This window comes from Massilia sp. Root351 (assembly GCF_001425045.1).
Taxonomy (GTDB): Bacteria; Pseudomonadota; Gammaproteobacteria; order Burkholderiales; family Burkholderiaceae_D; genus Rugamonas.
Map to the genome: position 1 here is coordinate 1 of NZ_LMDJ01000003.1, position 25,762 is coordinate 25,762.

Genomic DNA, 25,762 nt, shown 5'->3' on the forward strand with positions numbered 1-25,762 from the left:
CACCTTGTGGCTGGCAAATAAATGAACGCTGGCCTGCGGCCAGCCATCATCAACTAAACTGTTACGGCACTCAACACGGTGCTGAGTCGACGCTTACGAAATGACCGATTGAAAATTTGTGTCCATAATCGAAAATTGTGGGCACAAACGCTGTGCCAAAATTCGATCATGGATGACGCTGGTCAGGCAGTCCAGACGGCGCTGGGAAGACGCTTACGGATTGCCTTTGATGCGGCTCAAAGAATAGTCAGGAAGTAGTTTGGGCGGTGGCGCCGATATGTAAAGGGAAAATTCGCCGGCCTGGCCAAGCCATAGGAAGGAGGGCGGGGAAAGCCACGTCAATCGCCGTGTTCCGCGTACAGTCGCAGATCGTCTGGCGTGATTGCGGCGGCAGCGACCAGCTGGTAGTGCTTCTCGTCGACGACCTTGATGTCGCCGTCCTGGACGGTCAGTTCGAACATGGCGATTCTGTTGTTGGTCATAAACTGGGCCGATACGGCCCGGCATGTCAGGCCGGGGAACTTCTGCGCGCAGCATTCGATGTCCTGCTGGGTTTGCACCACGCCGTGCTTGTCGGTTCCACCCTTGGCCTGGACCGGCACTACGAACTGGCGGCCGTGGCGGTTAATGCCGACATACACTTCGTCGATCTCGATCTGGCCGACACTGGCGACCGTAGTGCGAAGATGGTTCTGAAGCGAGAAGGCGGTAATCCCCAGGAATACGTCGATCAGCCTGTTGTAGCGCACTTTCGCCAGCAGCGCTTGCTCGTCCGTGAGAGCGTACCTGCCGATGATTTCCGGCGTTGCGTCCGGTATCTTGATGGTGAGCAGTTCCTCGCGGGGAACGATGCGGTTGAGACGAACCTGCTTGAACCGGTACCGCGAGCGTCCTGCCCCTTCAATGATCCACTCGCGCCCCTCGGCTGCGGTGCCGCAAATGGCTGCAGGCAGCTCGTATCGATATCGGAACGAGTAGATCACGTCGCCGACGTTCTTGGGCAGCACGATGCCCAGGGATTCGGCGATGTCGACGAATTCGTCGCGCGTGAACTCAAATTCAACGGCAGGGGCCGTATAGTTGTCGAAGAAAACCCGCGTGATGATGGATTGGTATCGGTTCGGTTTCTTGAGCGGCGTGGTATTGGTCATAAGTTCGTCTGGATACGGGTCAGTCCGCTTGTTCGGCAAATTCGAATGACTGCGACATGGTGTCCGGCGTTGCGCCGCGCTTCGGTTCGCTGGGCTTCCTGGCGCGCTGCGCAATAACGCCGCGCGCAACCGAGAAATACGCGGATGCCTGGCCCATATTCATCGTCAGCAACATAGTCCCGTCCAGCTTGATTACCCGTTTGGGTTTGACAGGTTTGACGTCGAGCGCCTGGATAATGGAACTTGCCACCGCCCGGCCAAGCAGCGGAGGCACGCTGTTTCCGATTTGCCTGAATCCATGCCACTTCGTGGCGTGCAGCCTGAACCAGTCCGGATAGGAGTGCAGCCGCGCCGCCTCGCGCACTGTTATCACACGCGCATGGACTGGATGAATGGGCCGGGGCGAGGTGTGCGCGCCGCGCGCGCTGTCGGTCCCGGCGCGCAGGGTGTTGCATACGCCTTCCGGCGCCAGGCGCAGGAATCTGCTGATCGATTCTGTCTTGCCGGGCGCAGTAGCGCGAAAGCGGGCCTTGGATGCTTCGGTGTGCTCGGTGACCAGGCTGCAGGTGAGCAGGTCGGGATCGAAACTACGCTTGTAGCTGAAGTCCGCAGGGTCTTTCAGCATGCCGCGCAGGCGCAAGGCGTAGGCGGAGTCCGTGCGCCAGTTGAATGCGACGGAATCGGACAGCTTCAAGGCGCCGAAGCCGTCGGCGTCCGGCAGGTCGGCGATGGCGTCGCGCACGGTCACCTGCAGGTCCGAAGGTTCCGCGTATTGCGGCATTTGTTGGTCGTGGCGCGCGGCCATGAGGAAGAGGCGCTCCCTCGATTGCGGGACACCGAAGTCTTTCGCGTTCAAGACCTTGTAGGGCAACAGGACTTTGTAGCCGGCCTGGCCAAGGGCTTCCACCAGTTCGGAGAGGAATTGCGCGTGCTTGCCGAGGGTGAGGCCTTTTACGTTTTCGAAGACGCAGTACTTGGGCTGGAGTTCGCTCACCAGGCGGACGTAGTGAAACACTAGCTGGTTGCGGTTGTCGTCCAGGGCCCGCCTGCCGATCATCGAGAAGCCCTGGCACGGTGCGCCGCCGAAAACCACATCGATGTCCCGCCCTTCAAGGCCTGCAAGGCTTCGGATTTCTTCGCCGGTCAGGTCCACTACGCTCGCGCAGATGGTCTTCGACTCCGGAAAATTGTATTCGTGGGTGGCGCAATGGATGGGGTCGATCTCGACAGCGGCGGCGATATCGAACCCGGCCTGCTCAAACCCCAACGATAACCCGCCCGCTCCTGCGAAAAGATCGATCCCTATCGGACGTCCCATGTTGCTCTCCACTTAAACCCTTAACCGCAAACCAAGGCATTTTAACGTGCCGCAGGCAAATAGTTGATCGATTTCGACGCATGGCCGGCCCCTTGGGCCGGCCGTTTCCTTTCGACGTCCCTAGAATACTGTTTTTTTGTACAGTATACCAGGATTGGGCGGCGCTGGGGTGCCGCACTGTTCGCACGTCCGGACGTCCAACATGCTCGTCACAGTTCAGGGGACCGCGTAGCGGGACAAGAGAGCCTGATCAGCCAGGCGAATTTCGATGTCGTTCGCGATCCGGACGTGCTCCGGATTCTCGTCCGAGAACGGAGCATCGGTAACGCTGACGATGATGGTGCCGACTTGCATCTTGGCGCTCCCCAGCACCGGCGCAAGGGCGCGGGCCTCGGGCACCTGTTGAACGGTGAGCACCTTCGGCAGATAGAGCATCCAGCCCACTCCGGGGCGATCTTTGAACACCTTCTTGTCAAAGTAGCCGGTCGATTCCATCGTTATGACGGCAGGAGACCAAAGTGCAATTGACTTGCTAACCAAACTCGCGACAAGCTCCCAGTCCTTCGCGAAGGTGCCGGGCTTGGCACGCACTACCACGGCGCTGGTTTCCGGTGCCGGCCGACCTATGTACTGCACGGACGCGCCCTCGCCGCCCTCGCGACCATTCCACATGCTGACGATGCGCGGATCGATTTCGTGCTTCAGGGACTCGGTTAGCACGGCGATTGCGGCAGCGGTCGGCCCCGCAGGTCCGAAGACCTCGTAGAGGGAGGCTTCCGCCTTTGTGTTGCCTTTGAGGAGCCATGCGTCCAGCATCGGTGAGCAGGCTAGAAGGTCGGGAACGAGCCCGTGCAATTCACCCAGCATCGTCGAGACTTCAAGCCCGCCGGCATGACGGAACATCGCCGTAAGTTCATAGGAACGTTTCATGGGTTGAATACCGTTTGAATTTGAAGGCAGACCGGAATCCGTTCCACTGGTTCATCTCATCAATCCGCAGAGAAACTGTCCGACGTAGCGATGAGCTGAGCGCCGCAACTAATATTGTGACCCTCTTATGCGACGGCTAGGACCTGTCAGAAATTTTGTGTGCGGGGCCAAAGTTTAATTAGCTGATCGCGTTGGTGAAACGCTCCCCATACGTGATGGCGAACTGGTTAACTGCCTGCTTCCAGGTTCGTGCAGGCATCTTCCAATCTTTTTCAATATTGCGCAAGGCCAGGAAGAGTAGTTTGGTAGCCGCGTCGTCGCTTGGGAAATGGCCCCGGTTCTTGACGATCTTACGCAGTTGCATGTGCAGGCTTTCAATGGCGTTGGTCGTATAAATCACGGTACGCACCTCCGGCGGGTAGGCAAAGAATGGGATTACCTGCCCCCACTGGCGCTTCCACATGGCCGCCACGGTCGGGAATTTGGTGCCCCAAGGGCCGGCCGCAAAGTCGTCCAGCGCCGCAGCCGCCACCTCGGCGTTAACGGCCTGGTAGACGGGTTTTAGCGAGGCAGCGAGCTCTTTGCGGTCCTTCCAGGACGCCAGTACCAGGGAGTTACGGATCAAATGGACGATACAGGTTTGGATCTGCGCTTGCGGGTAGACTGCTTCGATCGCCTCCGGGAAACCGCGCAGGCCGTCGACCACGGCGATCAGGACGTCGTTCAAGCCCCGGTTTTTCAACTCGTTAAAGACCTTCAGCCAGAACTTGGCGCCTTCCGTTTGCTCAATCCACAGGCCCAGCACTTCCTTGCGGCCATCGGCGCGAATGCCCAGCGCCAGATACACCGCCTTGTTTTTGACGGAGCCTTCGTCCCGGATTTTCAGGCGCAGCGCGTCGAAATAAATGATCGGATACATCGGCTCCAACGGCCGCTGCTGCCATTGGACGACTTCCTCCATGACTTCATCGGTGATGGTGGAAATCAGGTCCGGCGAAACCTGCGTGCCATACAACTCCAGCAGGTGACCCTGGATTTCCCGCACGCTCATGCCCCGGGCATACATGCTGATGACATGGTCATCAAAGCCTTCCATGCGCCGTTGATGCTTGGCGACCAGCTTCGGCTCGAAGCTGGAAAGCCGGTCACGAGGGATATCCAACTGGATTTTCCCGCCTGGGGTTAGTACCGTTTTGGAGCTGCTGCCGTTGCGGTGGTTTTCGCTCGACTCGGCTTCGTTGGCCAGATGGTGGTTCAACTCCGCCGTCAACATGCGCTCGGCCAGCATCTTCTTGAGCTGGCCCGCCAGCCCGCTCTCGCCAAGAATCGACTCGGCGTCCTTGTTCTGCACCTGGGCCAGCAGTTGGTCGATCAGCTCGACGGGAAACGGCGGCGGTGCTCTTTTCTTCCTAGGTTTTTTAGTGGTCATTGCTTCGGTCATGGAACGTCCCTTTCGGTATTATTTCATGACCCCGGACACATAAAAATTCTGACAGGCTCGACGGCTATTCCGTCCACTGTATGGTCAGGATTGCCTTCCATGATTCTACAGCCCGTGTGGCCCGGTATTGGGCAGGGGCACTGATCGCCCACACATGCAACGGCGATGCCGCCGACGGTAATATGCGCGGCGCGCGCGGAGATCACCTTTCCACCGTGCGTGGTGGGATCACCCAGCCGTATCACATTCTACATGTTTGCTCCTAGTTTTTCACTTTTTAATCCGCCCGCGCCCAGACTGGCGCTTGCGACGCGGCGGCGGCTGCAGGAACTGCTCGGGTCGGGCGGACGCGCAAGCTGGACAGTATTTTGTCCCACAACGCGATGGCTTCGACATCAGAAAGGCTGGATTGGACAGGTGCCCCGGGACGGCCATGGCCGGTGCTCATTTCGAGTCCAAGATTAGGAGTAAAAACGCTGTCCTTTTTACTCAATGCCTCCCATTCGAAATCGTGCCCAGTAACGCCGCTGTGCTCCCGGATACGGTCCATGAGCTCTTGGCCAGGGATGCCGTTAACGATCCGGTCTCCTAGACGAAAATTATGGACGGACCAGCGATATTCGCTCCTAAAGTTAGTGTCAGCATCTCGCTGCAGGAGCGTCCGGCCGTGCGCAATTCCTGCCGTACTGCGCAGCGCGATGGAAAGGTCGGGATGGCTCTGCAGACCGACAAACATTACCGTTGATTCATTCTGGCCTGCATGGAGGGGATCGGCAACAAGGCTGTTGTCGAAACAGAATCCCGACTCGCTGGGTATCGCCTCCCCGTCACGGTTACGAACCTGTTTGATGATTCGGACTAGTTCCGGAATATCCTTGCTGTCCAAGGCCTCAGCCCTAAATTCGAAACTCACTCCGTGCAATCGAGCCAGGCCGCGTACTTTCGCAGATGTACTGTAAACCCGTTCACCGAATTCAACGAGATACCCCCACTCCCGGTCAAAGAGCATCACTTTGCCGGAAAGACCGTCAGCTATGATATTGGCGACAGACTCCAAGCTGTTCCAGCCCTTCTCGTTCTTCATTGTCCTTAGTTCTGTCTCTGTCGCCGCGAGCCGCGCTTCAAACGCATCATCAGTCTCATCGTAGTCAACCGAAATACTCCAGCCGGCCAGCCTGGTTGCGCCGAATGAAACGATGGCGTGTTTTGGCACGTCAATGAGAAATCGGCCAACGCAGACGGTTTTCATCGGCATCTCGGCAATCCGCATTTTCATTTGGTCCTCCTGAATGATCTTGACTAGCCTGGCTCCTGCGATAAGCACAAGTACTCCTCCCCAGAGCCGCCACCGCTTTGCCCAGTAGCCTCCGGTCTTGACCGTCATAGCTTCTGCACCAGTTTGGCGATCAAGTGCTGCGTCAAATACAGCATATCCAAGTTGTTATAGCTCCCTTGGTGATCATAACCCCCCGTATCGAACAAGCGCAGCACCTTGCCAGAAGGCCCGGCTCCCGAGGATCTAGGGACAGTGCCATCGCCCGCGACGTATTGTTCGTTAAGGGAAAATATCAATGTACTGCCACCGGCTATGCCCACATTCCGCGATCCGTTCGCCACGTGGCTAAGTGGTTCACCTTTTGCCAATGCACTACTGCTAAGCACGCTCGACCGCATACTGGCAAGCCAGCGGCAACTACCGACTGATAGCTGCTGGGCGTCATCACCGTAAAAAGCGAAGGTGTTCGGGTGATAGTAGGAGCCCAGCACCTCGGTATGGAATCGTTCAGCTTGCCGAACCGCCTTACGAATATGAGCTTTCACGTCGCCCTTGTATTTCCCGGCCGGATCAGCCAGATCCGGATTGATAACGCGATACCATGCCGACATGTCGCGGTACATTTCGTAGGGATTCCCGTTCGGTAGCTCCAAATAGTCGACAGCTTTCGCACTATCGTCAGACTTCACGGCCGCAAATAGCCAACGCTCGGGGTATAGCTGATTGGGCAGCAGTTCTAAGGCCCCGGCGGAAGTTGCCATGACGGCTGTAGTGTCTTCAGGTCGCCGGCCGGCGATATCGGCGAACTTGCCTGCAGCGATGTTCTCCAGATCGCCCTTACCGGGATGCGATGCTTCAGTACCACAGGCAATACGGCGATAGCACACCGGTGCGCCCAGCGCCGGCATGGCGCCGTGGATTACTCCAACGATTTTTTCGGGAATCGTCTTGGCACACGCACGAGCAACCAGGCCACCCATCGAATGCGTAACCAAGATGACAGAAGAGCATTTTCGCTTGGCCTTCGTCCATGACGCAATGATATCTTCGATGCGCTCACGCAAACGGCCCGCCGACTGCTCGTTGGATTCCAGCCAGTTATAGCCGAAGGCGTACACCGGATAGTGGTATTCAGCGACCTTCTGTAGTTCGCAGGCCGAAACCTCGTTCAGATCGTCTTTGCTGGCGGTGCTCAAGCGTCGCCAATGACCGTCGTGCGACACATGGCCCCATACATTTCGGAAGGTGGCGTTCAGCCGCTCCTGTAGCGTAGCGAGCACGGTCCCATAACTACTCCAGTGCACCTCTCCCCAACCACGCTGCCTGGCCTCGTCCTCGCTGAGCAACGGCGCACGAGTTCGTGAATTCATTGGCACCTTGATCACACCGCTGCGGTCAACATCCAAAGTAGCGGCGTCGAGCACAGATTGCCGCGTTGGAGGATCACGCCGCTTCCACATTTTCGCCTCGCTTAGCCCTTCATCTACCCCGTTTGGTGGACGCCAAGCAGCTTCCCCAGGATTAAGAATCTTGTTGGGCGGCTTGTCCGGATTCCGCGTCGCGCACAAATTACTGCCCATAATTCCAGGAACGAAAATCACAGGGATCACCTTGTTGGGCGGCACCTCTATACTAGCGCGCGTGGTACATGCCTTGGGGGACAGCATAGCCGTGGCGCGAATGGTGCCATCGGTTTCGTGACGGATGTTGGTCAATGGGCGTGTTGGTTCAGGCGTCGCGGCCATGATGTTCAGTCTCCTTCTTTGTCTTCTGGATGGATAACGACTTCGATGTCGCCAAGTTCATCGCTGTTGGCCAGCTCGGTCCGGCCGTGCTCGTCGGTGACGCCTTCGATGCTGCTGCCGTCCGGTAGCGTAAGGGTGTAGCGGCGTCCTACAACGGGCTCGCCGGTTTGCGAGTGATGAAGCACAATCCGTTCATCCGTTTCGAGCTTCGTACTAGGGAATTTCAGTTCGTCGATGCTGCCGTCGCCACCTTTGGTATGTGCGAACGTTGCGGACTTGATGACGTGGCTACCGCTACATTGCTCCGTAATAGCACCACCACCGAAATCTGCTTGCGCTCCCTTGGTGGCGATTCTGACTTCCGGTGCTTGAATTTCCACGCCTTCGCCTGCGGCGATTTTGATGCGACCTGTGGCAATGAGGCTGATGTCGCCTTGGTGCGACTGAACTAGGACGTTGCCGCTGGCCGCGATGAGCTTTATGCCGAGCTTATGAGCAAAGAAGCTAAGGCCCTGCGCCGCGCGCGCAAAGATGCTTTGCCCGGATGCGATTTGTGCTTCGCCCTGGCATACCAAGTCCAGCTTTGTCTGTGCGCCGACGACAATGTTTTCATTACTGATCAACGCCATGCCATCCGGCGCGCTTGCCGCGATGACGGACCGATTTCCGGCAGCGACCGACCAACTTTTCAGCTTCTCATTCAGCCCCGCAAGCTGCTCGCCTGCGGCTCCGTCCGAGCAATGGGTCTGCGCCAAGGAAGCCAACTGTCCGGAAATGCTGTTGAGGATATCCAGCACACCAAGCAACTCGGCCCGATCAAGCTGCTGGCCCATGCCGCAGGCCGCTGCGCTTATCAGGATGCCGTTTTCTCCACGTACGGCAACCGCTCGGCCGCTCCGCAGCTCTGCACCCTCGCCTCGCGGCTCGCCATGGCCGTCAGCTCTAGGCTGCGTCAGGTAACCAAGATTAAGTTCGCTACGGCCATGGTCGCTCGCCAACTGCGCGCTGATCTCGCCGGTCGTATCGTCCAGCCGCAGCTGATTCGAGCGCCCGCCCTTGATTTCGCGGCTCTTGATCCCTGACAGGTACTTGCTCCCCGGTAGGCCGTCCACGGTGCTAAGCGCAGGCGGCAGGCCATGCTGGTTATAGAGCTGCCCCACGATCACCGGCTTATCCGGATCGCCGCCCAGGAAGGCCACCAGCACCTCGCTGCCGATGCGCGGCAAGCCCAGCGTGCCGCATTGGGTCTGATGGCCGGGACCGTTGCCGGCCCAGTTGGAGGCGACGCGCACCCAAGCCGAGTCGCACNGTTGTACAGCTGCCCAACAATCACCGGCTTATCCGGATCGCCGCCCAGGAAGGCACCAGCACCTCACTGCCGATGCGCGGCAAGCCCAGCGTGCCGCATTGGGTCTGATGGCCGGGACCGTTGCCGGCCCAGTTGGAGGCGACGCGCACCCAAGCCGAGTCGCACTCGTTGTCGCCGGTGCCGGCCAGGCCGCGCTCGACGTGGTCTTGCGCGCGCGTTCCGGGGAAGCGGATCTTCACGCGGCCCATCTCGTCGCAGTGCACTTCTTCACCTTCRGGACCGACCACGATGGCGCTTTGCATCTGCGGCTGAGGCAGCTCGGTGCGCGCGTCGTACGCCGGCACGATGGGAATGCCGCGCCGCACGGCGGTGAACTGGATGTGCATGCGCGAGCTGCCTTCTGCCACRTGGCCGGCTAGCTCCTTGTGCAGTTGCATGTCGTGTGGCTGCCCGCGCATCCAGCGGTTGCGGGCGAACAGGCGCTCCACGCGCGCGGCCAGCGCCTTGGGCAGGTTGTTCTGCGCGGTCATTTGCAGCGCGRTGACGGTAAAGTCGCGCTCGGCGTCGGCGTGGCTGTCGATCTCCGGATGKCCTTCGAGCGTGAAGTACTCGCCCACGCACAAGTCGCGYACGCTGCCYTCGGCGTGGAAGCACTTGGTTTCGTAATCGTGGCGCTGCATGCGCAGCTGGCCGAGCTTGAACAGGTCTTCATGGTCGTCGCCGGCRTGCGGGGGCAGCACCTGGTAGTCGTCCAGGCTGGCGGCCATCCATAGTCCGCTGCTGCCCTGATCGGCCTCGCCCTGCGCGGTGGCCCGCATGAAATGCACGCCCAGCGGATTGCGGTAGTCCCAGCTGTGACTGCCCGTGCTGCCCGGCTGCAGTGTGCGCACGGCGCTCCAGGAGGTGATGCCGTCGCGTTCTTCGGTGGCGCTGTCGCGGTGGTAGCGGATGGTGCCGGCGGCGTTCTGGCGCACGCTGTCGGCGCGGTTGAACAGCACCATGGTGTGGAACAGCGTGCTMTGGCCATGGTCGGCACGGAAGTACCAGGCGATGCCGCGCCGCTTGAGCAGGCGGCGGATGAAGGCGCCGTCTGACTCGTTGTGCTGCATGGTGAATTCGCGCTTGGGGTAGCTGATGGTGTCGAAAAAGTCGGCCAGTTCGTGCTTGAAGCAGATGGCGAGCACGCGGTTGCCGAGTCGCCATTCGTCCAGGATCAGCTGGACGATTTCCACTTCGTCCTTGTTACGGAACACGCGTGTGTTGATGCGCTTGTCCATGATGGAGAGCGCGTCGCGCAATACGAGTTGGTAGCTGGCCAGGCCGCCGTCGCTATCTCCAGCAGCGATCTCGGTGATGACGCCGCAGACACTGCGCAGCTCGCCACGATCGGTGACGAAGTCGAGGGCGGCGGGCAGACCGATGAACTCCTTGAGCGGCAGCCGGGCGCGCGCGGAGACGCACAGGATCCGGTATTCGAGGCTGCCGCAGATGCTTTCGGTGCCGTACACGCGTTGCGGAAGCAGCATGTCGTGGGACAGCTGGGTGGAGCAGTCCAGACGCAGACGCAAGGGACGGTTAGTGGTAATCAGGTCCTTGGTCTCTACCAAGAAGTCGAGCAGGTCGCTTTCCACGGGGACTCCTGACGGGGTGAACTGGTTCAGCGATGATGTCATTACCAGGATCAACTGATCTTGATCATGCGCAAGCAANCAAGAAGTCGAGCAGGTCGCTTTCCACGGGGACTCCTGACGGGGTGAACTGGTTCAGCGATGATGTCATTACCAGGATCAACTGATCTTGATCATGCGCAAGCAGTTGCGCTGCGCTGGGGCTTAACAATCGGCGGAGAAATCGGCTGGGGTGGGGATGAGCTGGGCGCCGCAACTGGTCCTGTGGCCATCGTAAGCGACTTCGATGCCGTCTATCGTGTGGCACGGATTGCCTTCGATGATGTTGGTGGTGCCGTGGCCCGGGATTGGGCAGGAACACTGGTCGCCGACGCTTGCAACAGGGATGCCGTGCACAGTGAAATGCGCGGCGCGCGCAGTTATGACTCGGCCACCATGCGTGGTGGGGTCGCCCAGCCGTATCACGCTTTTCATGATTGCTCCGATGTTTGGAAGATTGTGGCGATGATTGCATTGCTCGGACTGGCCTACTTTGAGCGGACGCAACGGAAGGCTGGGCAGGGTCTACGCTTGTGATAGGCTGTGTCGATATGATCAACATTCCGTGCGCGGCGATTCGATGGTTCCCAGATTAAGTGCCTCCAGTAGCAAGACTGTTTTAAACGACCCTGGACACTGCCTGCGCGAAGGGTTTTCGGCTTGAGAGCGGCTGGCTTCATGCAGCGGGATCGCTGGCGGTTGAGCAACGCCATGTTGCTTTCGCTGGTCATTCACGCGCTGCTATTGAGCGTTACCTTTGGCGGGCAAACCTTCGGGTTTCCCGGACTGAGCCTCCCCTGGAAGGATCTGCGGCTGGAGGCGAGCGACTTGCGCATTGTGCTGATGCCTCCCCCTCCTCCGCCCGCGCCCGCGCCGGCGCTGACGCCAGAGGCTCCCTCGCCCACCAAGGTCAATGGTGCAGTAGGCAGTTCCGCTGCTGCGCAGCCACGTGCGCCTGCTCCCTTGCCGGAACCTTCTCCTGCACAGTCTCAAGCGGTTGGGATGACGGCCTGGAAGCGCCCGGAAGTGAACTTGCCGATTGCTCCCGATGCGCCGCAGACGCGAGCGCCAACCACCGTTCTGGAGCGGAATTCGCCCGTGCAGGGAGGTGATGTGCCGGCGCCGGAGAGCGCAGGTGATTTGGGGCAGAAGCGCATCGATGACGATGCGCGGGAGCAGGCGCTTGAACGGGCCAGGGTGGAGCAGGAGAGGCAGACTACGGAGCGCGCACGGCAGGCGGAGTTGTCGGCGCAGCGTGAAACGTTGCGGCAAGAGCAGTTGCGGGAAGATGCGGCACGCGCCGAGAAGGCGGCCAGGAGCGAGGCGGCGCGACTGGATGCAGAGCGGTTGGAGCAAGTCAGGCAGGAGACTTTGCGGCGCGAGACGCAGCAAGAGCAGGCCAGGCTGGACGAGAAGGCGCGGCAGGATTTCGCCCGGCTGGAACGGGAGCGTGCGGAAGCTGCTCGAATTGAGGCGGAACGGCAGAAGCTGGCGCGGCAGGAGGAAGTTCGTCAGCAAACGATACGGCAAGAGCTGGCTAACCGGGATGAGCAGGCACGGCAAGAGGCGGCTCGGCAGGAGCGGGACCGGGCCGAGACGACGCGGCTGGATACGGAACGCCAGAAGCTTGTTCGGCAGGAGGAGTTGCGGCGCGAGGCGCTGCGGCAAGAAACGCTGCGGCAGGAGCAAGCCAGGCAGGATGAAAAGGCGCGGGAGCAGTTGGAGATGGCTCGCCAGAACGCGGTACGGAATGAGGCGGCGCGGCAGGAGCAGGCAAGGCTGGATGAGACGGTGCGCCAGGAGGCAGCTCGGCAGGAGCTGGCAAGGCAAGAGGCGGCACGCCAACAAGCGGCGCGGGAGGAGTTGGCGAGGCAGGAGTTGGCGAGGCAGGAGTTGGCGAAGCAGGAGTTGGCGAGACAAGAGATGGCTAAAAAGGAGGCTGCCCGCCAGGAGGCCGCACGGCAGGAGTTGGCGAGGCAGGAAGCAGCAAGGCAGGAGATCGCACGCCAGGAAGTTGCGCGACAAGAGCTGGCGAGGCGGGAAGCATTACGTCAGGAGGCCGCGCGTCAGGAGGCTGCGAGGCAGGAGGCTGCCCGCCAGGAGGTAGCGAGACAAGAAGCTGCGCGACAGGAGATGGCTCGGCAGGAAGCGTCACGGCAGGAGGCTGCGCGGCAAGCGGCGAAGCAAGAGGGGGCGAGGCAGGTTACGTCGCAGCAGGAGCAGGCGCTGCGCGAAAAGGCGGAGCGGGAGGCGCAACGCGAGGAGCGGCTGCGGGCGATTGGCAAGCAGCTCGATGCGGAAGCGGCCCAGCGCGAGGCGCAGAACCGCCCTTCCCGCTCTTTGCTGCCGATGGCCAGCGGCTTGCGGCGCGGATGGATGTACGGCCGCGCCGATCCGAATGCCGACCTGGTCCTCTACTCGGAGGCCATGAGTAAAAAAATCGAACTGAACATGACCTTCGAGATGGTGCGCGAGGTGGTGAAGCAGCCGCACACGCAGCCGACGGTGACGGTGGCGGTGCGTGCAGACGGCTCGGTGGAGAAGGTGACGTTCGTGGTCTCCAGCGGCGTGCCCGCTATCGACGAGGCGATACGGCGCGTGGTGGCGAGCCAGGCGCCGTATGGCGCGTTCCCGCCCACGGTGGCGCGCCAGTACGACGTGATCGAGATCCGCCGCACCTGGGTGTTTGATACGGCAATCCGCCTGCAGTAACAGCCTGGGCGCCGCGCGCCCTAGTGCTGGACCGGTGCGGCTTCGTCCTTGTTTTGCTGCTTCTCCTTGAGCCAGGCTTTCAGCTTGGCCATGTCGCGGAAGTCGGCCACGTCGCAGGCGATGTTTTCCAGCTGGTGTTCGAGCAGGTGCTTTTGCAGCCGCATGCAATGCTGGGCAATGCTTTCCGTGAACGGCGGGCTGCCCGGCAGGTTGAGCTGAACCATCAGCGAGAACTGGATGCCAACAGTGTCGAATTCCAGGTCTTCCAGGTAGTCTTCAATGAACTCGACCTTGCGCGATATCTGCCTCACGCCCAGGCGCGCGGTGCCGGGCCGCCGGGTCAGGTCCAGCTCGATGTCCAGCACCCGCAGTGCAACCGGGTCTTCGTTGATGTAGCCGGCGTTGGCCTGCTCGAGCAGGTATGGCTGCTGCTCCAGCGGCAGCGTGAGGATGATGCCCACCAGCTTGGCGTGCAGCTCCTCGGCCTCGGCCTGGTCGCCTTCTTCATCGAAAGAACAGGATACAGGGTAGGTGTCGGCCAGCAGCATGTCGCCCACTTCGCGCAGCACCGGCAGGAAGCGGGCACGGTCTGTGCGGTAGTCGCTGCCGCTGTAGCGGCTGTAGAACTGGCGGATTTCGCTGTCATCCTTTGTGCTGAGCATCCGGTCCGCCAGCACGCAGATGGTCTCGGCGATCGAGGTACGCTCGGGTTCGGTCAACGTGCCGTTGCCGTAAGCCTGATCGAAGACGCGTATCAGTTGCCGGGCGTAGACGCCGAACTGCTCTTCCAGGGGCTCGAGGGTGCGCCTGCCCAGGTCGCGCAGGCGCACGGCGGTGTCTTCCCAGCGCGCGTAGGTACGGCGCGCTTCACCCAGTTTGGCGAGCACGGATTCAAGCTCCTGCCGGGCGGCGGCAATCTTGGTGCCGGGTTTGGTGCGTGGAATAGGCATGGTCGGGCCTCGTGGGGGCTGGATGGGCAGACCACTTGTGGAGGGCGTTCTGCCAGGAAGAACTGGCATTCTAGGCGCGCGGCGGTGCGCCGGCATTGATGTGTCGCAAAGGCAGAGCAAACCCCACTGAAGTCCAGGCGCTTTTTTGACCAGCGTGAGCACGCTCCAAAGTTTGGCAAGCCGTTCGGTACCAGCGCCGCCGCCAACGCGTTGCGAGCTGGGCGAACAGGCAAAGCTATGGGGTCAGCAAATAGCTGGCGTCTTCTCGGTCGCTTTCTGAGGGGGCATTGAGGAGGAAGGCGTTCACGCCGAGGCGGGCGCCGCCTTGCGGTTCGCTGGGGCGGAGGCAGAAGCCGCAGGTGTCGGCGGCGCGCAGCCGCAAGCGGACTTCGAAGGCGATGCCGACCGTGCAGAACATGGCGAGCGTTGCTTGCAGCGCTTCGGCGCCGGGGCCACGGGGCAGGAAGCGGTCGAAGTCTGCCTTGCGGAGCGGGCCGATGCGGATGCGGGCGAGCGTGTCGCAACGGTTGATGCGCTCACCGAGCAACACGCCGTTGCGCAGGCCGCAATGGCTGCGGCCCAGCTGGGCTTGCTGCGCGACGGGCAGCGCTTCCCATACGCCGATCAGGGGCTCCACTTTGAAGGGCACACCGAAGTATTCGGTAAGCATGCCAGTCATTACGTCGTGCGAGACGGTGCGGCTGCGGATCTGGACGGCATAGCGGGCGAAGGTTTCGCGGTCGATGATGCCACCCTGCGGCGGCTGGGCGCCGGAGAGTAGCAGGAGCCGGGCCAGGTAGCCGTCGCTGCCGTCAGCTTCCTGCATGCATTCGGGTCGGTACGTGGCCCAGCCCTGGCAGAACATGGCGAGCGCGCGGTTGGAGAAGATGTCGAGGAAGGCGCGCGGGGCCTGGCCGTCTTCGCGCTGTTCGTGCGCGGCGATGCGTTCGGTGTAGTGGTGCGGCAGCGCGCCGCTGCCGCCGAGCAGGCCCATGAAGGCGGGCGTGAGGTCGAGCCGGCCGCCGGCCAGATCGAGCCCGCTGATCTCCCCCGGGGGGAAGGCTAGCGAAAGGTGGTTGCGGTAGCGTAGCTGCAGCGTACCCGGCGGCTCGGCCTGCGCGGCGGGCCAGGCGGCGGCCGGGACGTCCACATGCGTGTCGACTTGCGCATCTGAGTGCGCATCCGAGTGCGCGTCAGATTGCACGTCGGATTGTGCGTCCAGGTGCGCGTCGGGTTGTGCATCGGACTGCGCGTCGGACTGCGGCTGGCTGCGCAGCCATTGTTCGAGCAGGCGCACGGCCTGGAAGAAGTCGAAGCGCTGCGGCTCGGCCAGCAGCGTGCAAATCAGCCCAGTCAGGCCAGCGCCAGGCTTCCGTTGCGGGGTGGGCATCGCAGCAGCTCCTTTCCGTTGGCGTGCGAGAAGACGGTGAGCTGGGTGTAGCTGTTCAGGTGGGCGTACAGGGCCAGCAGGCGGTCGAGCATTTGCGCGAAGATGTGGACGCCAGTGCCGGCGTAAGCCTGCTCGTCGAGCGTGATGCGGATGTCCACACCGTGCAGGCAAGCGAGGCCGGTGCCGCGCCGCAGCCAGGCGGTGCCCGGCGTGTGCGCCAAGCCGGTGATGCCGTCGATCTGGCGCTGCGAGATGGCGTTGCCGGGCAAGGCGTACAGGCGCAGCATGGCGGTGAACGCAGGCAGGCCTTGCTGCGTGAGCGTGCGGTGGTTAAGGGACAGGTGCGACACCAGTCCCCACTGCGCGCCGCGCGCGGTGGCGAGGCGCTGCGACGGGGTGGGCTTGCGCAGCAGCCGTATCGGCACGCTGCCGGTGCTGGCCTCGGTGGCCAGGTCGCCGCCGGGCAGGCCGCCCTGCAGTTCGTGCGGCAGGTTGCGGTTGGTGCAGGTGAGGCCGATGGAGGCGATGCCGGGCTCGGACTTGAGCGGGTCGAAGTCGCGGTCCACCAGCGCCAGCGAGTATTCGTGGGCGGTGCGGCCGCTGGCCAGTTCCTCGTCGCGCCGCGCGATCCAGTAGCGCCCCTTGCGGCTGGGGGATTCGCCGTGGCGCAGCGAGTAGTAGGGAACGAATTCGGTACTGACACTGTCCCGGGCGCCGGAGCGCTGCAGCAGGTGCACCGAGTCCACGCTGTAGATCTCGCAGGCCCTGGCGGGCAGCGCGTCCGGCAGCAGCGGGTAAGTGCTCCGGGTGTGGGTGATCTGGATGGGCGTGGCGATGTGGCGGAACAGGTTGACGATGGGCGTGCAGGACAACAGCAGGTTGTCGCGCGTAAGCGTGCGCAGGATGCGGGCGGCGCCGCAGCCGGCGCGCACGCCGTTCAGCGGCAGGTGCAAGGTGACGGTCGCGCAGCCGGGCGCGGCGTGGCGCAGCAGCTCGGCCAGCTCAATGTCGATGAAGTCGAATTTTTCCGGACAGGCGAAGTATTCACTGAGCAGGCGGTAGGCAGGCTGCCCGGCGGGCTCGAAGGGCAGCAGCGCGTCGGCGTCGTCGAAGCCGGCCGGGCGCAGCGGCACGCGCTCCAGCAGCCGCCACTGCCCTTCCGTTTCAACGCAGGCGCAGGCGGCGCGCATGAAGAGCGTGTCGCGCAAGGTGGCGCGTAGCGAAGCTTCGCCGTCCAGGTACAAGCGCAGCACCGGCAGGCGCAGTTCGGCCAGGCTGCGGTTGGCGGCGGTGCAGGCGATGGTGATGCGGATGGAGGCCGTGACGTCGGACGGCAGCTGCAGCGACGATGGCGCGTGGATGCAGGTTTCAAAGCCCGCCACGCTGATCTGCACCGGGGCCACGGCCACGTCGTAGACGGTGCGGAACTTGCAGCCGGGCGCGGTCTTGCCGAGGGACTTGAGCGCGGTGCCGCGCGGGACCGTTACGGTGGCGTCCGTGCCGCCGGTTACGCCGCTGTTGTCGAAGCGGGCGACGGAGCAGGACGGCAGCGGGCGCAGGTAGTGCGGGTAAAGCACGCCAAGCAAGGCTTCGGTGAAGCCGGCGTAGTCGTCGTCCAGGCGCTTGGCGGTACGGGCGTTGAGCAGGGCTACGGACTGGATCAGCCGTTCCACGTGCGGGTCGGCGCAGGTTTCGCCGTTCATCAGCAGGCTGCCTGCGAGCTTGGGGTAGCGTTCGGCGAATTCGTGGCTGGCGCGGCGCAGCATGCCCAGCTCGCGTTCGAAGTATGGCAGCAGTTTTTCCATCATCGTGTCCTCGCGTTGGGGTTCAACGATGGTGTCACAGGCGGGGGCACTGGGCCTTGATGCTGAGCAATCAGCAACGATGGTTTACCAAGAGCTACCACGCGCCGCGCCGCGCGCGGCGGCGATACGCTAATCCGGCTTTACCCCCAAACCCAAGGAGCTCCCATCATGCTAGTCAAACGTTTGCTGCCTTTTCTTCTGATATCCGCATTCGCCCTGCCCGGCGTGGCGCAGGCGCAGTACCAGTACACGCCGGTCAGTCTTGCCACCGGCATCATCTCGCTGTATGGCGCGGAATACGGTTCCGCCACCACCATCAACAACAACGGCACGGTAGGCGTGGTCTACCGGATCGAGGAAACCTGGTACGACCAGGCGTACACATGGAAGAACGGACAGTTCTCTTTTATTCCGCGCATCCAGGGCAAGATCTACAACCACTACATCACCGGCATCAACGACGCCGGAAACATGGCTGTGAACTTCAACATGTTCGACACCACCACCGGGCAGGGCCACTTCTTCACGCACAACGACTACCTCAAGGTGCCGGACCTGGTCTACCAGGCCACCACCAGGGTCAACGCCATCAACAACAATGACATGGTGGTGGGCGACGGGGGCATGGGCTTTGACGACTGGTCCAATCCGCCGCCGCGCCATGCCTTCATTTACCAGAACGGCACATCGACCGACCTTGGCACGCTGGGCGGCAAGGATAGCTACGCCATGGGCGTCAACGACGCCGGCACCGTTGTCGGCGGCTCGCACACCACTGCGGGGGCGATGCGCGCCTTCACCTACGACGCCACCGGCATGCATGAAATGGGGACGCTGGGCGGGGCCTACAGCATGGCGCACGACATCAATGAACACGGCGATATCGTCGGCGTGTCCGACACCGCGGACGGCGTGCGGCACGTGTTCCTGTACTCCGGCGGCACCATGCATGACCTGGGCGTATGGAACGACTACCAATGGGGAAAACCGGATATCAACGATTCTGGGCAGGTGGTGACTATCCTCAAGATCAACGGCGTGGCGACACCCGTGCTGTATCAAAACGGCACTACCACGGTGCTCAGCACCCTGATCGATCCTGCGGCGGGAGTGGACCTGATGCGCGTGGATGCGATCAACGACCACGGGCAGATCGCCGCCACCGCTTGCGGACAGGGCGGCGCGTACGGCGAGGGGTGCTGGGGCATGCTGCTCAATCCCCTGAACCCGGTGCCTGAACCGGCCACCTGGGGCATGCTGGGGGCCGGACTGGGCGTGCTGGCTTACTGCGGCAGGCGCCGCAGCAAGCAGGCAGGCGGGCAGTCCGACGGAACAGCGTCAGCCTAGGGTGTCTGCCCAGATGTTGCGGGCCCAGCTCATGGCGTACTCGCCCTCGAGTGCGTTGGCGGCGCTGGACAGGCCGCCCGAGCCGGGCACCACGAGCAGGGTCTTTTTCTCCGCGTCGTAGGCATGCACCGAGGCGACGTGGATCACGTCCTTGTCGGAGACGAAGCTGTAGCAGGTGTTGGTGAGCATGGGCTTCGGCTCCGGCGCCCGGCCGTTCAGCAGGTCCACCACGGCGGCCGCGCAAACCTTGGCGTGCTGGTTGGCCATGTGGGCGGACTTGGGCATCAGCGGCGCGGCGAGGATGGCGTCGCCGAGGATGTGGATATTCTTCGCCTGCGTGGATTCGAAGGTGACGAAGTCCACCGTGCACCAGCGCCCGCTGGCGTTGGCCAGGCCGCTCTGCACGGCGATGGCGCCGGCGCGCTGGGGCGGAATCACGTTCAGCACGTCGGCCTGCACGCGGTCGTCCAGTTCGGAGATGGCGGCGCGGCCGGATGCGTCGATGTCCACCGTCTTGAAGCCGCGCCGGTATTCGATGATGCTGCCGTAGCGGTCCTGCCATATCTTCTTGAACAGCGCGCCCTTGGACACAACGTCGTCGTTCCCGTCCAGTATCAGCACCTTGGACTTCGGCTTGCGCTGGCTGAAGTAGTGGGCGACCTGGCAGGCGCGCTCGTAGGGACCGGGCGGGCAGCGGTACGGGGCGGCGGGAATGGTCATGGCGTAGACGCCGCCGTCCGGCATGGCTTCGAGCTGGGCGCGCAATGCCGTGGTCTGGGCGCCGGCTTTCCAGGCGTGCAGGATGCGCTCCTGCGCACCTGGCTTTTGCATGCCGGGCAGCTGGTCCCACAGGAAGTCGATGCCGGGGGAGACGATCAGGCGGTCGTAGGCGATGGTCTGGCCGCCGGCGAGGGTGACGGTACGCTTCTCGGCGGCGATGGATTGCACGCTGTCGCGCACGATGCGCACGCCGTGGCGCGCCAGGGCGTCGTAGCCGATGGTGACGTCTGCCAGCTGCTTCGAGCCGCCCAGCACCAGGTTGGAGAGCGGGCAGGAAATGAAGCTGGCGTTGGGCTCGATCAGCGTGACGTCGATGCCGCCGCCGCTCCACAGGCGCACGTACTTGGCTGCGGTGGCGCCACCGTAGCCGCCGCCGACCACCACCACTTGCGGTTTGGCGCTGCCGCCGATGGTGGCGCAGCCGGTGCTGGCGAGCGCCAGTCCGGCGCCGGAGGCTTGCAGGAATTGGCGGCGTTTCATGGACGGGCTCCTTGGGTAGCAACGATGGCGGCAAGCTTTCCGGCATCGGCAGGGTTGGCGCCTCCTGCCGCAGCGGCGCGGGGTGCGGGCTGGGCGGCGAAGAAGGCGGCCAGCTGGGCCAGCTGCTCGTCGCTGTAGCCTTTTGCGAGCTGCGTCATGACGGTGGCGGGACGGGTGCCGGCCTTGAAGGCTTGCAGAGAGGCGAGCAGCGCTTCCCTGGACTGCCCTGCCAGCGCGGGCAGGGTGTTGCCGGCGGTTGCGCCGTTGGTGCCGTGGCAGCCGGTGCAGGTGGCGGCAAGGCGGGCGCCGGGCGCGATGGCTTCGGCGGCGCTGGCCGGGGACGGATCGAGAAGGAAGCAGGCAAGCAATGCGGCTAGCGCAGCGCCCGCGGCGGCAGCTCGCGAGCCCTTGGCGGGCGCAGCGGCCAGCGAAGCGCCGGCGGCAGCTCGCAAACGCGCGGCCCGGCGGGCTGGCTGTGTAGCGGATGCGGCGGGTGCGGCGGGTGCGGCAGCAATGGTGCGACGTCGTGTCAGTTGCATGGCAGCTCCTTGTTATGGGCGTACGCCCGGGGTTTCAAGCGCCATGCCTCTGGCGCGGAGAGAAAGGAAGGCTTCGAGGTCGACCAGGTCTTGCGCGCCATAGGCCGGCACTTCGGCGCGCACGCCGCTCATGCAGTTGCGCAGGCGGCGCTGCAGGGAGCCCATGGCTTGCCATTCAAGGCGGTAGATCGGATAGGCATTGGCGTGTCCCTGCGGAATGGTGGCGCCGGCCAGCTTGCGGCCCCAGTTGTCGTCGTGGCACTGGGCGCAGGAGAGGTTAAGCTGGCCGATGCGCTGGCGGTAGAGCTGCCGGCCCCGGTCCGCGGCGGCGCGGGTGCCGGGGTCCTGTGGCGGGTTGACGGGCATGCCGCGCGATTGCATGGCGACGTAGCTCTCGAGGCTGAGCAGGTCGTCGCTTTCAGGCTTGAGGGGGGCGGCTTGCTGGGCGCCCTGGCGGCACATGTCGATGCGCTGGCCCAGAGTGATGACGCGCTTGCCGCCCTTGTCGAAGGCGGGGAAGCGGGCGGCCACGCCGCGCATGCTTTGTTTGGCGTCGCCGTGGCAGCTGGCGCAGGAACGGTCGGCCTTGCCGGCCCTGGCGTTCCATAGCGCTTCGCCGCCGCTGATCCAGAGCATGGCGGGGTTTTGGGTGTCGTCGCGCTGCATGGCCTGGGTGGCGGCACCCATGAATTCAGCGCCGGATTTACGGGTGTCCTGCGTGGCGCTTCGGCCATCGCGGGCGTGGGCCGGCAGCGAACTGGTGACGGCGATGGCGATCGCGACAGCGGCCACGGGGCCGGCGGCCGGTTTCATGCTGCGCTCACCGCGATGGGCATCTTTTCGGTCTGCGCGAATCCGTTGTCGCCCTGCCAGGTGAATTCGAGCGTGCCGCTGTCGGTGGCGACGGTGAAGAAGGCGATGTAGGGGTTGGCGGAAATGGCGGGGTGCAGCTCGGCGCTGAACACGGTTTCGCCGTTGTAGCGGCAAGCAAAGCTGGTGAGGATGTCGCGCGGGACCAGCTTGCCGCCGGCGTCGGGACGGTAGCCGCTTTCCATCGGGTGGCCGATCAGGGCGCGGATTTCTATCACTTCCCCTTTGCGCGCGGTGGCTGGCATATGGATCAGAGCGCGCGCCATTATATGGCCTCCCCTTCTATGCAGGCAGCCAGCGCAACGATGACGTCTGCCGTCTGCTGCCAGTAACTGCCATCCTTCATGCGCGCGACCGCCACCAGCTTTTGCGAGGTGGCCAGGCGGATGCGGGTGGAGACTTCGCCTTTGCCGCTGCGCGGGCCGAGGGTGAAGCGGGCAATATCGGTTTCCGGGTTGCGCTCGTTGAAGATGGCGATGCCGGTGACGTGATCGGCGGCGGTCATGGGGCTGTCCACGGTTATGGTGACGGGGACGGCGTTGCCGTTGTCGATCAGCTTGGCGATGTTGAAAGACACCTTGCCGGTTTTCGGTGCGGCGCCACCGGTATAGGCGGCGATGGCGGCGCGCAGGTCTTCCGGGGTGGCGGCTGCGGGGCGTACCAGCGCCAGCAGCGGCAGCAATGGCAAAGTGGCGCCGGCCCGCAGCAGCTTGCGGCGGCTTGTGTTGGTGTTCGCGTTGGTGCTCATCGTGCCGGCTCCGCGCGCAGGGTTTGCAGATAGGCTATCACGTCTTCAATCTGTTGGGCGGTGAGGATGGTTTTTCCTTTGTGGGCGGGGCTCACGCGGTTCAAACCGTCGATCTTGTAGTAGGCGGGCATGATGGTGGCGGGATTGATGCTGGAGGCGTCCACCATGCGCTGGCGCAGCTGGGCGGCGGTGGAACGGTCGCCCGCACCGTCCAGCGGCGGCGCAAGGTTGCCCTGGAAGCGTTCTTCAGGGATGGGGCCGGTGTGGCACAGCAGGCACAGGCCCACCTGGCGGTTGGCGACCACGGCGCGGCCGCGCGCAGGATCGCCTGCGACAGCGCCCGGCAAAGGGACGGAAAAGTCCGCAGCGTGGCTGGCGGCGGGAACCAGCATGCCAAGCAGTGTGGCGAGCAACGTGGAGAGCAACGCAAAGTGCGACACCTGCGCGGCCTGCGCAGCGCGGCGCACGCCGCCGCTCCCGCCGCGCGCCGCAGGAGCAGTCCCCTGGCGGGTGGCGCGGGTTGAGACGGCGGGCGGCGTGGCGGCCATGGGTCGGGACGTGGCGGGGCCGGGCCTGCGGGTCAGGCCTTCTTCAGGCTATGGTTCTTCAGCGGCAGATCCCGCACGCGCTTGCCGGTGGCGGCGAAGATGGCGTTCAGCACCGCCGGCGCGGCCACCGCGATGGTCGGTTCGCCCACCCCGCCCCAGAAGCCGCCGGACGGCATGACGATGGTTTCCACCTTCGGCATTTCGTCCATCTTCAGCGGCACATAGGTGTCGAAGTTGGTCTGCTCCACGCGGCCATCCTTCAGCGTGCATTCGCCGTACAAGGCGGCGGACAGGCCGTACACGAAGGAACCCTCCACCTGCGCTTCGATCTGCTGCGGATTCACGGCATGGCCCGAGTCCGTGGCGGCGACGATGCGGTGGATCTTCAGCTTGCCGTTTTTATGGACCGATACCTCGGCACATGCGGCAACATAGCTGCCGAAGCCCATGGTTTGCGCCAGCCCTCGGAACACGCCCTTGGGTGCGGGCTTGCCCCAGCCGGCTTTCTCGGCCACCGCGTTCAGCACCGCCAGGTTCTTGGGGTTGTTGGCCATGAGCTTGCGGCGCAGCGCCAGCGGGTCCTGTTTGGTGGCGTGCGCCACTTCGTCCAGGAAGCACTCGAGGTAGATGGTGTTCTGGTTCAGGTTCACGCCGCGCCAGAAACCCGCAGGCACGGGCGGGTTGCGCATGGCGTGGTCGATCAGCAGGTTCGGGAAGGTGTAGCCGATGGATGCTTCCGGCCCCGGCGCGTTCAGGCCCTGGAACACGGCAGGGTCCTTGCCGTCCTTGATGGACATGCCGACCGATACCAGGATCGACTGGCCGGAAATGCGCATGTGCAGGCCGGTGATGTCGCCCTTCTCGTCCAGCCCCGCCGTCAGCTTGCACTGGGTGATGGGATGGTAGCGGCCGTGCTGCATGTCCTCCTCGCGGGTCCACAGCAGCTTCACCGGCGTACCGGGCAGCTCCCTGGCGATGGCCACCGCCTGGCGCACCCAGTCGTGTACCGCGCCACGGCGGCCGAAACCGCCGCCCAGGTGCAGCTTGTAGACGTCGCACTTGGCGGCCGGCAGGCCGGACGCCTCGGACGCGGCGGCCAGCGCGGCTTCGCCGTTCTGGGTCGGTGTCCACACTTCGCAGCGCTCCGGCGTCCACTTGGCGGTAGCGTTCATCACCTCCATGGTGGCGTGGTTCTGGAAGGGATAGGAATACACCGCCTCCACCTTGCGCTTGGCCGAGGCGATGGCTGCGCGCGCGTCGCCGTTGCTGTTGCCGACCACGGCATCCGGCGCGTCCAGGCCTTCCTTGAGCATGGCGGCGATGTCGGCGCTGGAAAGCTTGGCGTTCGCGCCTTCATCCCACACGATGGGCAGCGCGTCGAGCGCAGTGCGCGCGCGCCACCATGTGTCCGCCACCACCGCCACGGCGCTGTCGCCCACCTGCACCACCTTTTTCACGCCGGGGCGTTTTTCGATGGCGGCGGCGTCGAAGCTCTTCACCTTGCCGCCGAAGACGGGGCAGTCCTTGATGGCGGCGTTCAGCATGCCCGGCAGCTTCAGGTCCATGCCGTAGATTTGCGCGCCGGTGGTCTTGTCTACCGTGTCCAGCCGCGCCAGGCGCTTGCCGGCCAGCTTCCAGTCCTTCGGGTCTTTCAGTTTCACGTCGGCGGGCGCGGCCAGCTTGCCGGCTGCCTCGGCCACCTTGCCGTAGCTGACCTTGCGGCCGCTGGCGGCGTGCGTAATGACACTGTTGGCGGCGCTGCACTCAGCGGCCGGCACCTGCCACGCATCGGCTGCGGCCTGCACCAGCATCATGCGTGCGGTGGCGCCGCCCTTGCGCACGTACTCGTGCGACTCGCGCACGCCCCGGCTGCCGCCGGTGGAGAAGCTGCCCCACACGCGCTTGCGCGCCAGGTTCTGGCCGGGGGTGGGGTATTCGGTGGTGACCTTGCTCCAGTCGGCGTCCAGCTCCTCGGCCACCAGCTGGGCCAGGCCGGTCAGGGTGCCCTGCCCCATTTCGGAACGGGCGATGCGGATCACGATGGTGTCGTCGGGCTTGACCACCACCCAGGCGTTCACCTCGGGCGGAATGGCTGGCATGGCGCCATTGCCGGCCTGCGCGGCGGCTTCGAGCGGAATGGAGAACGGCACCATCAGGCCGCCCAGCGCCAGCGAGGCGCCCTTCAGGAAGCTGCGGCGGGAAACGGCGTCACTGCGCGCGCCGCTGCGGCCGGCGCGGCTCATGCTTTGCTCCCGGCGTGGTCGCCCACATGCGTGATGGCCAGCCCGGCCGATTTCGGGTCGGCGCCCTTGGCCACCACCTTGATCGCCGCGCGCACCCGGTTGTAGGTGCCGCACCGACAGATGTTGGTCATGGCCGCATCGATGTCGGCGTCGGTGGCTTTCGGTTTTTGCTTGAGCAGCGCGGCGGCGGCCATGATCATGCCGGACTGGCAGAAGCCGCATTGCGGCACGTCCAGCGCGGCCCAGGCTTTCTGCACCGGGTGCGAGCCGTCCCTGGACAGGCCTTCGATGGTGACGATCTTCTGCCTGGCGTTCAGCGCGGAGACCGGCATGACGCAGCTGCGGGTGGCTTCACCGTCGATATGCACGGTGCAGGCGCCGCATTGCGCCACACCGCAGCCGTACTTGGTGCCCGTCATGCCCAGCTGCTCGCGCAGCACCCACAGTAGCGGCGTGTCGTCCTCCGCCTCGAATTCACGTACTGATCCGTTGACGTTGAGCTGCGCCATGCTT

General features: G+C 63.7%; 23 protein-coding genes. 2 read left to right on the top strand and 21 right to left on the bottom strand.

The genetic code is table 11. The features are described 5' to 3' along the window. Positions 1 to 338: 338 nt before the first annotated feature. The 10 genes from ASD15_RS06350 to ASD15_RS31545 form a co-directional block, all read right to left on the bottom strand. On the bottom strand, positions 339 to 1,151 hold the full coding sequence (locus ASD15_RS06350) for a hypothetical protein (protein ID WP_057153981.1): 813 nt from the start codon (positions 1,149 to 1,151) through the stop codon (positions 339 to 341). 19 nt (positions 1,152 to 1,170) lie between these two features. Further along, a complete protein-coding gene (locus ASD15_RS06355) occupies positions 1,171 to 2,469 on the bottom strand; it encodes a DNA cytosine methyltransferase (protein WP_057153982.1) in 1,299 nt (432 codons plus the stop codon). A gap of 216 nt (positions 2,470 to 2,685) precedes the next feature. After that, a complete protein-coding gene (locus ASD15_RS06360) occupies positions 2,686 to 3,399 on the bottom strand; it encodes an immunity 52 family protein (RefSeq protein ID WP_082551620.1) in 714 nt (237 codons plus the stop codon). A gap of 178 nt (positions 3,400 to 3,577) precedes the next feature. After that, a complete protein-coding gene (locus tag ASD15_RS06365) occupies positions 3,578 to 4,828 on the bottom strand; it encodes an IS256 family transposase (protein ID WP_157200854.1) in 1,251 nt (416 codons plus the stop codon). 35 nt (positions 4,829 to 4,863) lie between these two features. Continuing rightward, the gene (locus tag ASD15_RS31540; protein ID WP_267877823.1) at positions 4,864 to 5,085 is read right to left on the bottom strand and encodes a PAAR domain-containing protein; all 222 of its coding nucleotides are present in this window, start codon (positions 5,083 to 5,085) and stop codon (positions 4,864 to 4,866) included. 32 nt (positions 5,086 to 5,117) lie between these two features. Beyond that, on the bottom strand, positions 5,118 to 6,224 hold the full coding sequence (locus ASD15_RS06370; RefSeq protein WP_057153985.1) for a T6SS immunity protein Tli4 family protein: 1,107 nt from the start codon (positions 6,222 to 6,224) through the stop codon (positions 5,118 to 5,120). Next, on the bottom strand, positions 6,221 to 7,861 hold the full coding sequence (locus tag ASD15_RS06375; protein ID WP_082551621.1) for a triacylglycerol lipase: 1,641 nt from the start codon (positions 7,859 to 7,861) through the stop codon (positions 6,221 to 6,223). The genes ASD15_RS06370 and ASD15_RS06375 overlap by 4 nt, the downstream gene beginning before the upstream one ends. Before the next feature lie 5 nt (positions 7,862 to 7,866). Next, positions 7,867 to 9,153 carry a type VI secretion system Vgr family protein gene (locus tag ASD15_RS06380; RefSeq protein ID WP_082551622.1) on the bottom strand — a complete coding sequence of 429 codons (1,287 nt, stop codon included), beginning with the start codon at positions 9,151 to 9,153 and terminating at the stop codon, positions 7,867 to 7,869. A 37-nt stretch (positions 9,154 to 9,190) separates the two neighbouring features. Further along, the gene (locus ASD15_RS06385) at positions 9,191 to 10,801 is read right to left on the bottom strand and encodes a type VI secretion system Vgr family protein (protein WP_229418087.1); all 1,611 of its coding nucleotides are present in this window, start codon (positions 10,799 to 10,801) and stop codon (positions 9,191 to 9,193) included. A gap of 201 nt (positions 10,802 to 11,002) precedes the next feature. Continuing rightward, positions 11,003 to 11,272, bottom strand: a complete 270-nt coding sequence (locus ASD15_RS31545; protein ID WP_082551623.1) for a PAAR domain-containing protein — start codon at positions 11,270 to 11,272, stop codon at positions 11,003 to 11,005. A gap of 243 nt (positions 11,273 to 11,515) precedes the next feature. Here ASD15_RS31545 and ASD15_RS06395 point away from each other — a divergent pair, with 243 nt between their 5' ends. Continuing rightward, on the top strand, positions 11,516 to 13,549 hold the full coding sequence (locus ASD15_RS06395; protein ID WP_082551624.1) for a histone H1-like repetitive region-containing protein: 2,034 nt from the start codon (positions 11,516 to 11,518) through the stop codon (positions 13,547 to 13,549). 20 nt (positions 13,550 to 13,569) lie between these two features. Here the strand turns inward: ASD15_RS06395 and ASD15_RS06400 are convergent, their stop codons facing one another. The 3 genes from ASD15_RS06400 to tssF all read right to left on the bottom strand — a co-directional run bounded on the left by ASD15_RS06400 (position 13,570) and on the right by tssF (position 17,694). Continuing rightward, positions 13,570 to 14,499 carry a hypothetical protein gene (locus tag ASD15_RS06400; protein ID WP_057153990.1) on the bottom strand — a complete coding sequence of 310 codons (930 nt, stop codon included), beginning with the start codon at positions 14,497 to 14,499 and terminating at the stop codon, positions 13,570 to 13,572. A gap of 235 nt (positions 14,500 to 14,734) precedes the next feature. Continuing rightward, the gene (gene tssG, locus ASD15_RS06405) at positions 14,735 to 15,889 is read right to left on the bottom strand and encodes a type VI secretion system baseplate subunit TssG (RefSeq protein WP_057153991.1); all 1,155 of its coding nucleotides are present in this window, start codon (positions 15,887 to 15,889) and stop codon (positions 14,735 to 14,737) included. Further along, a complete protein-coding gene (tssF, locus tag ASD15_RS06410; protein ID WP_057154306.1) occupies positions 15,853 to 17,694 on the bottom strand; it encodes a type VI secretion system baseplate subunit TssF in 1,842 nt (613 codons plus the stop codon). Before tssF ends, tssG begins: the two co-directional genes overlap by 37 nt. A 168-nt stretch (positions 17,695 to 17,862) precedes the next feature. Between tssF and ASD15_RS32175 the strand changes: the two genes are divergently transcribed. Next, positions 17,863 to 19,041, top strand: coding sequence for a PEP-CTERM sorting domain-containing protein (locus tag ASD15_RS32175; protein WP_157200842.1), 1,179 nt, complete (start codon positions 17,863 to 17,865; stop codon positions 19,039 to 19,041). On the opposite strand, the gene ASD15_RS06420 is transcribed toward ASD15_RS32175, so the two are convergent. Genes ASD15_RS06420 through ASD15_RS06455 form a run of 8 tightly spaced genes read right to left on the bottom strand, consistent with a single transcriptional unit; the run spans position 19,033 to position 25,758 of the window. Then, on the bottom strand, positions 19,033 to 20,301 hold the full coding sequence (locus tag ASD15_RS06420) for an FAD/NAD(P)-binding oxidoreductase (protein ID WP_057153993.1): 1,269 nt from the start codon (positions 20,299 to 20,301) through the stop codon (positions 19,033 to 19,035). The genes ASD15_RS32175 and ASD15_RS06420 overlap by 9 nt on opposite strands. Continuing rightward, positions 20,298 to 20,840, bottom strand: coding sequence for a c-type cytochrome (locus ASD15_RS32180; RefSeq protein ID WP_157200843.1), 543 nt, complete (start codon positions 20,838 to 20,840; stop codon positions 20,298 to 20,300). The genes ASD15_RS06420 and ASD15_RS32180 overlap by 4 nt, the downstream gene beginning before the upstream one ends. A 12-nt stretch (positions 20,841 to 20,852) precedes the next feature. Beyond that, complete coding sequence (gene soxA / locus ASD15_RS06430; RefSeq protein WP_057153994.1) at positions 20,853 to 21,653, bottom strand: sulfur oxidation c-type cytochrome SoxA; 801 nt, start codon at positions 21,651 to 21,653, stop codon at positions 20,853 to 20,855. After that, complete coding sequence (gene soxZ, locus ASD15_RS06435) at positions 21,650 to 21,976, bottom strand: thiosulfate oxidation carrier complex protein SoxZ (RefSeq protein ID WP_057153995.1); 327 nt, start codon at positions 21,974 to 21,976, stop codon at positions 21,650 to 21,652. The genes soxA and soxZ overlap by 4 nt, the downstream gene beginning before the upstream one ends. Further along, on the bottom strand, positions 21,976 to 22,458 hold the full coding sequence (locus tag ASD15_RS06440) for a SoxY-related AACIE arm protein (RefSeq protein ID WP_057153996.1): 483 nt from the start codon (positions 22,456 to 22,458) through the stop codon (positions 21,976 to 21,978). The genes soxZ and ASD15_RS06440 overlap by 1 nt, the downstream gene beginning before the upstream one ends. Continuing rightward, the gene (gene soxX / locus ASD15_RS06445; RefSeq protein ID WP_229418088.1) at positions 22,455 to 23,006 is read right to left on the bottom strand and encodes a sulfur oxidation c-type cytochrome SoxX; all 552 of its coding nucleotides are present in this window, start codon (positions 23,004 to 23,006) and stop codon (positions 22,455 to 22,457) included. The genes ASD15_RS06440 and soxX overlap by 4 nt, the downstream gene beginning before the upstream one ends. Before the next feature lie 32 nt (positions 23,007 to 23,038). Then, the gene (locus ASD15_RS06450; protein ID WP_057153998.1) at positions 23,039 to 25,249 is read right to left on the bottom strand and encodes a molybdopterin cofactor-binding domain-containing protein; all 2,211 of its coding nucleotides are present in this window, start codon (positions 25,247 to 25,249) and stop codon (positions 23,039 to 23,041) included. Further along, a complete protein-coding gene (locus ASD15_RS06455; RefSeq protein ID WP_057153999.1) occupies positions 25,246 to 25,758 on the bottom strand; it encodes a (2Fe-2S)-binding protein in 513 nt (170 codons plus the stop codon). Before ASD15_RS06455 ends, ASD15_RS06450 begins: the two co-directional genes overlap by 4 nt. Between the last annotated feature and the right edge of the window lie 4 nt (positions 25,759 to 25,762).